We start from the raw sequence: 12406 nt of genomic DNA on the forward strand, positions 1-12406 counted from the left end.
CATCTCCGGAAGTAGGCCTCACCGAGGCCCGTCTCACTAGTGACGCGCCTGGTCGAGTTGCCGATGACCTTGGCGAACCATACAGCCGACTCGTTCCCGACCTCCAACGGTTCAGACTTGTTCCGCTTCCGAGCGGAGATCTGTTTGCAGAGACTCCGCGCCTGTGCATCGTCGATGACCCCGAGCTGACGAAACCTCACCACGAACGCCTTGATGAAGAAGCCCACTCCTCTTAGCCCAGCGCCAGTTCGAGCGCCCTCGTCCTGACAACGTCGATGATCCCGCGAAGCGCTCCCTTTGGGAAAGCCCTCTGAGCGCTGTACACCCCTCAATACTCGATGAAGGGAACCAACCCCTCCTCGATCCACCCGTTGTACAACGCGATGAAGGCGGGATCCCAGGGCACCGCGATCCCCGACTCAGATGCGGCGAACGCTTCCAGCGTCGCGACAGGATCCTTGAAACTCATTTCGGACAGCCCGTCGAATCCATCCGAGATCCCTTGCTCGCGGGGGTGGTTGTGCCCTTGCTCAGCCCGGACCAGTGATGACGGCCTGCGCGTTGACGGTGAACGGCCTGCGGTAATCGGGAATGCTGGCGACGTCGCTATAGCCGTTGAGCTCTGCCTTCACCCAGGCGAGCAAGGAGTCAGCGCCGAGGCGATGCGCGACGATCATGAGCTTTCGGGCATCGTGGCGGCGTCACCGTCGGGTGCCTGTTCAATTGCGTCGTCAAGCAGCGTCATGCGCTCACGACGACATGCGTTCACGACACGGAAGCGGGTCGGAATCCAGGAGGAGCTCGCAGCAACTCAGCAAGGGTGATGAACACGTCAATTGTGCCGCTCAAGAGCGAGGGAAGGTCCATGATCCTCATCATGCAGCCGATCCGGCTCAGGCCCGTCGCCCACTACCCCCGGACAACCCCACCCCGCAGCGGCGTCGCGAAGGCCGCGATGGATCTCGGGCCGGCGGAAGAGCTGAACACGCCGTCAACACCGCCGGCGAACAACACTGCCGGCAACGTCACGGAAGGGCCTATTCGCCGTAGAGCCCAACCTCGGGCGGCGAATGCTCCGATGAGGCGAAGCTGCCACGATTCCCTCCAGCCGGAGTCGTCCCTTGCTGGAGGTCTCCTCGGCGTCTTTGTCCCGCAGACGGGCGCCCAGGGGTGGCGATATGTGTGCTCTCGACGGCGCCGATGATCTCCGGGGTGGCTGTGCGCTGCACCAGCAGCTGTGTCTCGCTCGCTGTCATCTGAGCTACCTCTGCCGCGTCCTCACGGTGTTCTCTGACGGCGTCAATCATGTGACGTGCGGTGGACAGGGCGTCCGCGTGGCTCACCCGGTAGAAGCTGTGGCGCCGCACGAGCGCTTCGAGACTGAACTCGCGGCTTCCGCCGCCGATGTCGGTGAGTCCTCCGGGTGTTGCATTCAGGTCGGGCGAGAGGTCGAAGGCGGGCGTGAATTCAGCGTTGGTCCCGTCCCAGAACACGGCGACGTTACGCAGGTGGTCATCGTCGATTCTCATCGCCATGCGGAACGCCAACCGTCGGAAGAGTTCGGGCCCTACCTCCGCAGGCCTCGCACTGAGGCGGCTTAGCCGCTCGACAAGGTGAGGATAAGACGCCCCGTCCGGTGACGCGTACTCGGTGACGGTGTTACCGGAGAGGACCATCCGCCGCTCGTCACCGACGCGGTCGAATCGTTCGATGAGGAGTGTGAGCCCCCGACCCCCGATGTCCACCAGTCGCGCGTCGGGCACGTCGAGACCCGCCTTGTCGGCGATGTAGATCGCAGCGCGTTCCGCCTTAATGAGCGGGCTCACCCGGTCGTAGTTTGTCGTGAACTTCGCGAGCCACGACCGACCGTCCAACCGAACGAACGCCTTCGGCTGGGACCCTCCCGCCGCGGTGAGCGTGTTCCGGACTGCGGCGTCCAGATCCGGCCCGGCGGGGGCGTCGTCATCGATGGCTACGGCGGTCTCGGCGACGGTCTTGAGCCTGCCGCCGCCGAGTCGTGGGACGTAGTCTGTGGCGCTTGCCTGAAAGTCAAGTGCACCGACGCGGTCGGAGCCGGACTCGAGCATGTATCTCAGGTCGGGAAGAACGTGTTCGAGGTCGACCCCGAGCTGCCGATTGATGACTTGACGCCCCCAGTTGTCGGGCATGGCGTCACGAATGGTGAACGGCATATCGAGGATTGGCACCGGCGGGTAAGCGACGCCCCGCTCGACGGGAAGGTCGGGTCCGAGGTCTACTCCTCCGCGTTCGACGTACGACCGGGCGTACTGAAACGACATGCCTTTCGTAGTGGTGGATGGGAACACTACCCCCGCGACGACGGGTTCGGCGCTCCCCTGGGGGAACATCCAGACGTAGGCCCGACCATCAGAAGTCATCGTCGATTGCCTGTTCTCGTCGGTTTCGGACGTTGGAAGGAATGAGCGTAAGGGCCTGCTCGCCCTGTTGGCGGGTGCGAGCAAGGGTCCTCGGGTCCGTGATGTCGAAGAGTGGCACCCCGGCCGCCACGGCGGCATTGAGGACATGTCCGAGCGAGACGGCAGCGTCGCCACGCTCGATAAGCGTCATTGTCCGCGGGGACACATCGATGAGCTCCGCAAGCTGAGCCGCTGTCATGCGGCGAGCATGCCGACCGAGTCGGATCTGTTGCCCGAGGATACGAGCAGCGTCAGCGGCCTGCACCGTCATCACAATCTTCTTCCTACTCATACTCATTACTTTCGCATTGAACCCACTTCAAAGTCAAAGTAAAGACATCCGCAAGTTCTAAAAGTCTGCTTGGGTCGTTCACTAAACCCGCGATTCCAGTCGGGAGTAGGGCTCGTGAAACAGGATTGCTGGCGATTCCACGCTAAGCTCCCCGACTTTCCACGACACCCCGGAAACCCTTGATTTTCCGCGGATCTGAACTTGCCTGCACGCGCCGGCCAGCGGCACGTTTCCGCCTGCGAGATACGCCCGTGGACGCCTCGGATCGGTGGCTTCCTGCTTCATCCGGGACTGCTTCAGCGAGCTGAAGTCTGACGTCTCGTCCACAGGCGTAGACCGCGGGCCCCGCGGCAAGGATGTTGGTCGCGGCGTTGTAGTCGCGGTCCAGGCTGACCCCACAGGAGTCGCACTGCCAGGTGCGGATGTTGAGCGGTTTCTTACCGCCGCTCTCACAGCAGACCGAGCAGATCTGTGTCGAGGCATAGAACCTTGGAGCCTTGATGAGGTCGACCCCCTTGCGGGTGCACGCCTCTTCGAGGAACCGGAGGAACTGTCCCCAGCCGGCATCGTTGATGCTCTTGGCCATGTTCGTGTTCGCCATGCCTGCGATGTTCAGTGTCTCGATGACGACCGTTTGGTTCTCACGGCTGAGCTTCGAGGCGAGCTGACGGGCATGGTCCTCACGGAGGTTTGCCACGCGACGATGTGCACGAGCTCGCGCTCGCTTCGCCTTCGCGTAGTTGTGGCTCCCGGGAGTCTTCCGGGAGAGGTACTTGTCGGCGCGACGCAGTGTCGCTTCCGCGGCACGGTAATGACGGGGGTTCGCGATCTTCTCGCGGGTGCCGTCGGAGTAGGAGATCGCGGCGTAGTCGTTCAGGCCGACGTCAATGCCGGCCGCCCGAGGACGACGGGTCGGCTGCTTCGAGGCTTCGACCGGAACGCGGACGATGAACGACACCCAGAACTCCCCGTCGGGATCCTCGCGCACGGTCACGGCGCTCGGGTACCCGGGAAGCGGGCGATGCCAGTTGACAGGGATGTCCTGGTCGATGTTCGCGAGGTGAAGCGCGCCTCCTCCGCGACGGGTGTTCTGCCATCCGCCTCGGATCGTGAACGAATCCTCGGCAAAGCGAGCAGACTTGCGCGAGGTGCGCCGCGACTTGAACCGCAGGCGTCCGACGCGTCGGCCCTGGATCTTGCCGGCTGCCGAATCGAAGAAGCGCCGGTACGCATCGGCGGCGTCATGCACGGCTGCCGACAGGGCTGTGTGGGACACCTCGGCAAGCCAGGCAGTGTTCGGGCTCTTCCGTGCCTCGGTGACGAGGGTCTTCGCCGCGTCGTAGCCGCTCGGGTGCTTTCCGCCTGCGGCGTACCGCTCTCGGGCGAGCGCGATGTACGAGTTGTAGACGAAGCGGCACGATCCGAACACACGTCGAAGGTTCTCGGCCGCCTCGAGCTCTGGGTAGATCCGATAGCTGTATCGGCGGACAGCGACGGGGCCGTCGTGTTTGCCGCGCTTCCGGGCACGCGCGTCAGCGCGCATCTCGGTTCCGGCAGCGCGGCAGGGAGCGCACGGACAGTTCCAGCGATTGTAGCCGCGGCGTGCCGTGAACTTCGTCGGGCATGACCCCGAGATCGGGCTTCACCCGCGCGGCGCGAGTGCGGGCCTTCGACCGTGCTCGGGCGACCTTGTTGCAGCGCCTGCAGCGACAACTCCAGAACGTGTACCCGCTCGGCGTTCCGGGCGCCTTCTCCGGCATGCCCTCGGCCAACCGAGCCGCACGACGCGCGGCGGCCGCGGCACTGTTCGCGGCACGGCACGCATCGCACGTAGGACGGCAATGAGAGTAGGCACGGGTGGTGCCATGCTCATAGCCATCGGGCAGGTCCGGGTAGGTCACCCCTCCTCTATGCGCGGTCTCGACGGCCATGATGGCCATGTACGCGGCGCAAGGCGCTTCTCGGGAATCCTGCGGCGACAACGTCGGCGAGCCGATCCTTGGACGGCGTCCTGAGTGGCTACGGGCGAACTGGGCTTACTTTCACCTTTGATACGGGCCTGAACATCGGCGTCAGTGAGGTCACGGGTGACGGTGGCCTTGACGTCACCGGACGTCACGCCCCTCCTTTCGTGCTCCCTGCGAGCGGAGCGTTCTTCGTCAACCTCCACCGAGTCATGGAGAATACTGAGGCCCGATGGCCGTCGTCTCTTCGACTGACGGCCACGGCGACCGGCACGTACAGCGCATCGGAGTCTGACACCGCACAGGAGGTGAGGTCGGGTGCTACTAGTGCTCCGGCCAGTAGTCGTACACATCGCTCGTGCCGCGCATGAACTCGATGAACACGCAGTCCTCGTCACCGATTGTCCATGCCTCATGATTCGGAGGGAGCATCATGACGTCGCCGACAGTGAACGTCTGCTCGGCGCCGTCTCGCTGGCGTACTCCGAGCGTGCCGCTGAGGATGTAGGCGACGTGGGGCTGAGGACACATGTCGGTGTCGAGGAATCCCGTCTTTACCGCGTCTTCGGTTACCGATGATCCGACGGGGAACCTGATGAGCAGCGCGCTCGCCCCATCGAGCGTCACTAGGCGCTTGGTGATTCGCCCGATGGTGATCAGTTCGTATCCGGAGGGGTCGGAGAAGTTCCCCTTCTGCATGTCCGTCATTGGGGCTTCCTCGATGTTGTCGTTCGAGTGAGCGTTCATGGCATTCCTTTCAATCGTTTCCCTATGGGCGTCAATCGAGGCTGACGGTATCGCCGGGGTGGAGAGCGACGATGGCATCGCCTAGGCCGGCGGCCGCGAAAACCTCACGGATCTGCTCGGCGTTCTGGCTGAAGTGAGCCCAGGAGTCCTCGTGGATGGCCACTACCTTCTTCGCCTGAAGCCGCTGAGCTGCCTCCAACGCCAGCTCGTTACTGAGTGTGATGTAGCTCCCGTCGGCGATGACGTCGAACTTTGCCCCGCCGACGAACAGCACAGCGATGTCCACAGGCCCGTACCGGTCGACGATGTCGTCCACGACATCCATCTGCGAGTTGTCACCGCTGACGTACACGGACGGAAGCCCAGGGCCGGCCAGATGAAAACCGATGACCGGGCCGAGCGCCTCCCACACCCCCTCCGGGCCGTGCTTGGCCGGCAGGGCAGTAATGGTCAATTCCCCGCCGTCCGGGAGTGGCACGGTGCGCGCCTCATGCTCCGCCAAGCCGACAACGTTCGGCCCGAAGTTCGACGCAACCTCCTCCGTCGTATACGCGAGCGGCACCATCGTGAGGAATCCGCGGCCGCTGACATCGAGGTTATCGATGTGCTCGTGAGATGCCAGTGCGATGTCGATCTGCCCGAGCTCCTCTGGCGTGAAGGCGGGAGCGGCGTTCTTCACAACCGGCCCGGCGATGGGGTGATGATAGGTCTGAGGCGCATCGAACGTCGGGTCGGTGATGATTCGAACTCCACCGATGTTGAGAACGGCGGTAGGCCCGCCAACAAGAGTGACTGAAGTGGACATGTGATGCTCCTCGGGGGTCAGCTGTTGCGTGCGGACAGGGTCTGGGCGGTGACATCCTCCGCACCGTGGAGGACGTAGATGACGTTTCCTTCGTCATCGAGTACCGGCTCGTTGTGGGGCTGCCAATAGCGCTCCTCATACGAGCCGTCCGAGCGCTTCATGTCATACCTCTGCGGTTGGAGCACCAGCGACTGACCGGTGTGCAGAACCTCCTCGAGGGAGCGACGGAGCACCTCCGTGCCGTTCGCGGTGGGGTCGTCCGGGTTGTCGGGGAAGACATCGAGAATGTGCTTCCCGATGGAACTCGCGCGCTCCTTCAACGTTGCGGCGAGGAATGAGTCGGTCGCCGCGACCACCCGCAAGTCCGGGTCGACGGCGATGTACTGCGCGTTGATGGCGTTGAACAGACGCTCGAAGTCAGGCGGCTGGACGGACGTTGTCATGCTGTGCCTTTCTGTCATGGCAGGGGCCACATCGGTGTGGCGGTGTCGAAAGTCAATACGGAACGCGTCACCGCCTCCAGTGCAGATTTCGTACCACTCGACCTAAGTGGCTGCGATGCACAAGGCACATCACAAACGCGTGCCCGGCGCACATACCCGTGGATTGCCGTTCAGCGACGGTAGTGGCGAGGTGATCCCATGCTTGAGTCCTCCGCTCCCCGGGCGGTGTTCTTCGTGTCCGACAGCACTGGGATCACCGCGGAGACACTGGGAAACGCGCTGTTGTCGAACTTCCCTGGCTTTGCTTTCACGCGAAGGACGGTGTCCTTCGTGGAGACCCTGCAGGAAGCCGCAGCCGTTGTTGAACTCGTAGAAGCGGCCGCCGCGTCGGGCCCGCCGCCCATCGTCTTCGTCACCGCGAAGAATCCTGAGATCGGTCTGGCTTTCGCGAGCGTTCCCGCAGTTCTCATCGATCTGCTCCGCGGGCACCTGACCAGCATCGAAGCAACGCTCGGGGCGTCAGCATCTCCGGAATCAGGCCGGTATCACTCCCTTGCCGACACCGACCGGTACTTCACTCGGATCAAAGCCATCGAATACACCATCGAGCACGACGACGGCCAGAGCTTCCGCAGGCTTGACCGCGCGGACGTCATCATCATCGCGCCGAGCCGGTGCGGGAAAACCCCCACCTCGTTGTACCTTGCGCTGCAGCACGGGGTCCACGTCGCCAACTATCCGCTCACTGACGACGACTTGCCAGGCGACGAGCTGCCGCCCGAGATCCGCCCATACGCCTTGAAGTGCTTCGGCCTCACCACCACACCCCAACGGCTCAGTCAGGTCCGACACGAGCGTCGACCGGAATCTCATTACGCCAGCCTCACCCAGTGCACCACAGAGATTCGCAGAGCGGAGCACCTTTACCGCAGCGCGGGCATCCCTTTTCTCAACTCTTCCGCGAAGAGCGTCGAAGAGATGTCCGCCGTCGTGATCCAAACCCTCAACCTGCGTTAGCAGCCCGTCAAAGGAGACAAGCATGACCAATGTTCTGTGGTTCCATCAGGTCGGGATGTCCGACCTGGGCCGAGTGGGAGGGAAAAACGCCTCACTCGGCGAGATGGTGTCGCACCTCACCGATCTGGGAGTTCGGGTGCCCCGCGGTTTCGCCACGACTGCTGACGCCTACCGGGAGTTCATCGCTCACGGATCGCTCGGGGCCACCATCGCGGATGTCATCGCTCGAACCGACGTCGACAACGTCACGGAGCTCGCGCGAATCGGGGCGGACATCCGCCGTCTCGTCCTTGCCCACCCGCTCCCTCAGAAGCTCGAGAACGACATCCGGGGAGCGTACGAAGAACTCGTCACCTCCGACCCCGAACCGAGATCGGTGACCTGGGCTGTCCGGTCCAGCGCGACCGCGGAGGATCTCCCCGACGCGTCATTCGCTGGTCAGCAGGAGACGTACCTGAATGTCGGCGGAATCGACAACATCCTCGATGCGATCCGGGCAGTGTTCGCGTCCCTGTACAACGACCGGGCCATTGCCTACCGGGCTCACCACGGATTCGACAGCGCGGACGTGGCCATCTCTGCAGGCGTGCAACGTATGGTCCGCTCTGACCTCGGTGCATCCGGGGTGATGTTCACTGTCGACACCGAGTCGGGCTTCGACGAGGCCGTTTTCATCACCAGTTCCTACGGCCTGGGTGAGGCAGTCGTCCAGGGGGCTGTGAACCCGGACGAGTTCTTCGTGTCGAAACCGGTGCTGCGCGAGGGACGCCCAGCGATCCTGCGACGTTCCGTCGGCGAGAAGGCCACGGCGATGCGCTACACCGACCGGGTCGATGCCGGTAAGAGCACGGCGTTCGTCCCGGTTCCGGAGTGGGCGCGACGTGAGTTCTCGATCACTGATACCGAGGTCAAAGAGCTCGCGCGCCTCGCCCTGACCATCGAGGAGCACTACGGGCGCCCGATGGACATCGAATGGGCGAAAGACGGCATCGACGGTCACCTTTACATCCTGCAAGCGCGACCGGAGACTGTGGTGTCGCGTGCCACGGGTAACGTGCTCACCCGCTTCACGCTCCAGGGGCCTGGTGAGATCCTCACCGAGGGTCGCGCCATCGGCCAGCGGATCGGTGCGGGAACGACGCGTGTGCTCGACAGCGTGGACGACATGCAGGACTTCCAGGCCGGAGATGTCCTCGTCGCGGACATGACTGATCCTGACTGGGAGCCCATCATGAAGCGAGCTGCGGCCATCGTGACAAATCGTGGTGGCCGCACATGCCACGCCGCGATCATCGCGCGCGAACTCGGAATCCCCGCCGTTGTCGGGACAGGAAACGCCACCACCGTGCTCAATGACGGCACAGATGTGACGGTCAGTTGCGCGGAAGGGGACACCGGTTTCGTGTACGCCGGTATCATCGACTTCGACGAGGAGGTGACAGAACTCGATCACATGCCGCCGACTCCGACTCGCATCATGATGAACGTCGGCACACCCGACCAGGCCTTCGCGTTCTCGCGGCTGCCCCACCATGGTGTAGGGCTTGCCCGGTTGGAGTTCATCATCAACCGTCAAATCGGCATCCACCCGAAGGCGTTGTTGGATCACAAGACCCTGCCTTCTGTTCTCCGGCAGGAGGTCGACGAACGCATCGCGGCCTACCCCTCCCCGAGGGAGTTCTTCATCCGGCGGGTCGCCGAGGGTGTCGCGACCATCGCCGCGGCATTCGCTCCGGAACCCGTGATCGTGCGGCTGTCGGACTTCAAGTCCAACGAGTACGCCAACCTCCTCGGCGGTGAACTCTACGAACCGAAGGAGGAGAACCCGATGCTGGGGTACCGCGGGGCGTCCCGGTACATCTCAGACGACTTCCGCGACTGCTTCGCCATGGAATGCGAAGCCCTGCGGTTCGTTCGTGACGAGATGGGTCTGCGAAACGTGCAGGTGATGGTGCCGTTCGTGCGAACACTCGAGGAGGCTGCTACGGTCACGGACCTTCTCGCAAGCAACGGGCTCCGCCGGGGTGAGAACGACCTGAAGGTCATGATGATGTGCGAGCTGCCTTCGAACGCTGTACTCGCCGATGACTTCCTCGAGTTCTTCGACGGCTTCTCCATCGGATCTAACGACATGACGCAGCTGACGTTGGGGCTGGACCGAGACAGCGGCATCGTCGCTGCATCCTTCGATGAGCGCGACCCCGCCGTGTTGAAGATGCTGTCGCTCGCGATCACGGCGTGCAAGGCTCGGGGCAAGTACGTCGGAGTGTGCGGGCAGGGCCCCAGCGACCACCCCGAGCTCGCCCAATGGCTGGTGGAGCAGGGGGTCGACTCCATGTCCCTCAACCCGGACACGGTGGTGCAAACCTGGTTGAAGATGTCCGACTTGCAGTGGGTCCCCGCCTGAATCTGATGTCGTGGTGGATGCCGGCACAGCCGGCGTCCATCACGAGCTCACGCTGTGAGGCTCTGCGGCCGGAACCACGTGGGGTACGCGCGGGCCAACGCCTCCGCTCCACGAAACCCGACGTCGCCTTCGGCGATAGCCACCGCGCACTGTCGTTTGCCCCACCAGAGCTCATTGAGCACGCGCAGGTCGACGATGACCGTCAGATCTGGTTCCCTCTCTGGCGTTCCGATGCAGGCACCGGATCCTTGGTCGTCGGCGTACATCCACGCTTCGCCCGGGTTCTGGTCGGGGAACCGGAAGGCAAGGACGATACCTCCGCTGGGAAGACGGTCCCGCTGCAGCCCGAGATGCATCTGCCACAGAAGCGCGCCGACATTGAGATCGGCGTCCGTCGACGGAGAGACCCTCCAGTCGAGGGTCCACGCACCCAACGCTTCGAGAACCGGACGCAGGGCAACGCCGGCCGCCGTGAGATGGTATTCGCCGGTGTCCGATGAGTGCTCCGCGACACCGATTCGTACGAGGTAGCGCAGTCGCGTCGCGAACAACGTGCGGGACATCGTAGGCAGTGCCCGGTGAATGGCATTGAACCGCGTCGCTCCTACAAGCATCTCGCGGACGATGAGGAGCGTCCAACGGTCAGCGATCAGACGGGCACCGATGGAGACGGGGCAGTAGTCCGTCGGAGGCACCCAGCCATCGCGAGCCCCAGTCAACCGCGGCAGCGCGCTATTTGTGTCAGGCATGATCCTCCTTCGAGTACGCCCCTACATCGTCGTAGAGACCGCTTGGTCGCGCCGTTCCTGAGCTTGCGCGCTCACGGTGCTGAGAACAGACCGCAAGGCATCGACGATGATGTCAAATTCAGTCTGCTCCGCCACGAGCGGCGGGGCAACGTTGATAATCGCGATGTCGTCGTCGAACGCTACCCGAGTGAGCACGCCCAACTGATGCAATCTCTTCTCAAGGTCGAGCGGACCCCAGATGCGCTTCCCGTGCGGGGCGTCCGCTGACGCCGAAACAAGCTCGATGGCCCACAAGTACCCGGCGCCTCTCACATCGTGGACCACATCGAGATCCAACAGCGAACGCAGCTCCTTCTCCAGGGCGGTCTGCCGTGCCCTAACCTGGCCGGGGAGGTCTATCCGCTCCATGATTTCGAGGTTCTTGAGGGCGACAGCCGCCATCACCGGATGACCGCCGAAGGTGTTCCCGTGGAGGAACGACGAACCCGGACGTAGGAAGGGAGCAAACACCCGGTCTGAGGCGATCACCGCCCCCATCACAGCGTGCGCAGAGGACAGCCCTTTCGCTGTCACAATGATGTCCGGGTCCAGTCCGAATCTCGCGCTGGCGAACCATACACCGCAGCGACCGAAAGCGGTGATCGTCTCGTCCGCCACCAGCAGCAGGCCGTAGGCATCGCACAGCCTCCGCAGACCCGCGAAGTAGCTCGGCGGGGCAGAGAGCATGCCGCCGTGGTTCTGCACTGGCTCAACGATCAAGGCCGCAATCGTGGACGGATCGTTCTCGATGATCTGCTGTTCGAGCTCGTCGAGCAACTCACGCACGCCGTCATCGACAGAGTCCGCGCCGGTACCGAACAGCCGCCTGGTGTTCGACGTTCGAATGCTCGGAACCAGCATCGGTGCGAACTGTTCCCTCAGATGGTCAAGTCCGTTCAACGAGAGCGCACCCAACGTCGTACCGTGATACGCCGACTGCCGGGAGATGACTTTCCACCGGTCCTCGCCGTTCGCCAAGGCGAACGCGCGGGCGAGTTTCCACGCCGCTTCGACCGATTCCCCACCGCTCGGGGTGAAGAACACATGGTTCAGGCCAACCGGTGCCAATTTCGCCAACCGGTCCGCGAGCTCCAACGCCCGCGGGTGCGTGGAACCCCATGACGAGTGATACCCCAGCTGACAGTACTGAGCGAAGGCCGCACGGCCCATCTCTGCGCCGTAGGAATATCCCAGGTTGACGCAATACAAGTTCGACAGCGCGTCGAGATAGCTCTCGCCTGACTCGTCGATGAGGTAGCTGCCCCGTCCTTCGACGAACACCTGGGGCGCCGCGCCACCCATGTCGGAGAAATGCCGCCACAGATGTGGGTGCGAAGCGTCGCTAGTCAGCAAATCGGTTGGCATCCGGGTCACCCTCCTCGTTGCGCCCGCATCGGCGACAACAGCAGAACTCTGCCAGTTCACCGAAGGTCTACTATGTGCATCAGGCACACTCACTGCGTCCTCGGAGTGTGTCACGCACAAGCGATGATGCCTTCGGCGTC

The 12406-nt window shown here is 63.4% G+C and carries 12 protein-coding genes; 2 read left to right on the top strand and 10 right to left on the bottom strand.

Annotation, left to right across the window (positions count from 1 at the left end):
• Positions 1-328 precede the first annotated feature (328 nt).
• From H7694_RS17315 to H7694_RS17350, 8 genes are all read right to left on the bottom strand, one after another.
• The gene (locus H7694_RS17315) at positions 329-469 is read right to left on the bottom strand and encodes a hypothetical protein (RefSeq protein WP_193599319.1); all 141 of its coding nucleotides are present in this window, start codon (positions 467-469) and stop codon (positions 329-331) included.
• A 61-nt stretch (positions 470-530) separates the two neighbouring features.
• Positions 531-677, bottom strand: a complete 147-nt coding sequence (locus H7694_RS17320; RefSeq protein WP_193599320.1) for a hypothetical protein — start codon at positions 675-677, stop codon at positions 531-533.
• A 360-nt stretch (positions 678-1037) separates the two neighbouring features.
• Positions 1038-2399, bottom strand: coding sequence for a type II toxin-antitoxin system HipA family toxin (locus H7694_RS17325; RefSeq protein ID WP_217583743.1), 1362 nt, complete (start codon positions 2397-2399; stop codon positions 1038-1040).
• Positions 2389-2730: a helix-turn-helix transcriptional regulator gene (locus H7694_RS17330; protein ID WP_193599322.1), complete on the bottom strand. Its 342-nt coding sequence runs from the start codon at positions 2728-2730 to the stop codon at positions 2389-2391. Before H7694_RS17330 ends, H7694_RS17325 begins: the two co-directional genes overlap by 11 nt.
• A gap of 142 nt (positions 2731-2872) precedes the next feature.
• Complete coding sequence (locus H7694_RS17335; protein ID WP_193599323.1) at positions 2873-4273, bottom strand: RNA-guided endonuclease InsQ/TnpB family protein; 1401 nt, start codon at positions 4271-4273, stop codon at positions 2873-2875.
• A 745-nt stretch (positions 4274-5018) separates the two neighbouring features.
• A complete protein-coding gene (locus H7694_RS17340; protein WP_193599324.1) occupies positions 5019-5441 on the bottom strand; it encodes a hypothetical protein in 423 nt (140 codons plus the stop codon).
• Positions 5442-5472: 31 nt separating this feature from the next.
• Positions 5473-6246, bottom strand: coding sequence for an MBL fold metallo-hydrolase (locus H7694_RS17345; protein ID WP_193599325.1), 774 nt, complete (start codon positions 6244-6246; stop codon positions 5473-5475).
• Positions 6247-6263: 17 nt separating this feature from the next.
• On the bottom strand, positions 6264-6689 hold the full coding sequence (locus H7694_RS17350) for a PAS domain-containing protein (protein WP_193599326.1): 426 nt from the start codon (positions 6687-6689) through the stop codon (positions 6264-6266).
• A gap of 198 nt (positions 6690-6887) precedes the next feature.
• Here H7694_RS17350 and H7694_RS17355 point away from each other — a divergent pair, with 198 nt between their 5' ends.
• On the top strand, positions 6888-7706 hold the full coding sequence (locus H7694_RS17355) for a pyruvate, water dikinase regulatory protein (RefSeq protein ID WP_193599327.1): 819 nt from the start codon (positions 6888-6890) through the stop codon (positions 7704-7706).
• Positions 7707-7728: 22 nt separating this feature from the next.
• Positions 7729-10113 carry a phosphoenolpyruvate synthase gene (gene ppsA / locus H7694_RS17360; RefSeq protein WP_193599328.1) on the top strand — a complete coding sequence of 795 codons (2385 nt, stop codon included), beginning with the start codon at positions 7729-7731 and terminating at the stop codon, positions 10111-10113.
• Between the two features lie 47 nt (positions 10114-10160).
• Here ppsA and H7694_RS17365 read toward each other — a convergent pair whose 3' ends face one another.
• Together H7694_RS17365 and H7694_RS17370 are read right to left on the bottom strand one after the other, a co-directional pair.
• A complete protein-coding gene (locus H7694_RS17365; RefSeq protein ID WP_193599329.1) occupies positions 10161-10862 on the bottom strand; it encodes a winged helix-turn-helix transcriptional regulator in 702 nt (233 codons plus the stop codon).
• 21 nt (positions 10863-10883) lie between these two features.
• Positions 10884-12266 carry an aminotransferase class III-fold pyridoxal phosphate-dependent enzyme gene (locus H7694_RS17370; protein WP_227468411.1) on the bottom strand — a complete coding sequence of 461 codons (1383 nt, stop codon included), beginning with the start codon at positions 12264-12266 and terminating at the stop codon, positions 10884-10886.
• Between the last annotated feature and the right edge of the window lie 140 nt (positions 12267-12406).

Source organism: Microbacterium sp. YJN-G (genome assembly GCF_015040615.1).
Classification (GTDB): domain Bacteria; phylum Actinomycetota; class Actinomycetes; order Actinomycetales; family Microbacteriaceae; genus Microbacterium.

Coding starts and splice junctions, on each gene's coding strand:
- H7694_RS17315 (WP_193599319.1), bottom strand. CDS start 469: ATGAGTTTCAAGGATCCTGTCGCGACGCTGGAAGCGTTCGCCGCATCT.
- H7694_RS17320 (WP_193599320.1), bottom strand. CDS start 677: ATGATCGTCGCGCATCGCCTCGGCGCTGACTCCTTGCTCGCCTGGGTG.
- H7694_RS17325 (WP_217583743.1), bottom strand. CDS start 2,399: ATGACTTCTGATGGTCGGGCCTACGTCTGGATGTTCCCCCAGGGGAGC.
- H7694_RS17330 (WP_193599322.1), bottom strand. CDS start 2,730: ATGAGTAGGAAGAAGATTGTGATGACGGTGCAGGCCGCTGACGCTGCT.
- H7694_RS17335 (WP_193599323.1), bottom strand. CDS start 4,273: ATGCGCGCTGACGCGCGTGCCCGGAAGCGCGGCAAACACGACGGCCCC.
- H7694_RS17340 (WP_193599324.1), bottom strand. CDS start 5,441: ATGAACGCTCACTCGAACGACAACATCGAGGAAGCCCCAATGACGGAC.
- H7694_RS17345 (WP_193599325.1), bottom strand. CDS start 6,246: ATGTCCACTTCAGTCACTCTTGTTGGCGGGCCTACCGCCGTTCTCAAC.
- H7694_RS17350 (WP_193599326.1), bottom strand. CDS start 6,689: ATGACAACGTCCGTCCAGCCGCCTGACTTCGAGCGTCTGTTCAACGCC.
- H7694_RS17355 (WP_193599327.1), top strand. CDS start 6,888: ATGCTTGAGTCCTCCGCTCCCCGGGCGGTGTTCTTCGTGTCCGACAGC.
- ppsA (WP_193599328.1), top strand. CDS start 7,729: ATGACCAATGTTCTGTGGTTCCATCAGGTCGGGATGTCCGACCTGGGC.
- H7694_RS17365 (WP_193599329.1), bottom strand. CDS start 10,862: ATGCCTGACACAAATAGCGCGCTGCCGCGGTTGACTGGGGCTCGCGAT.
- H7694_RS17370 (WP_227468411.1), bottom strand. CDS start 12,266: ATGCCAACCGATTTGCTGACTAGCGACGCTTCGCACCCACATCTGTGG.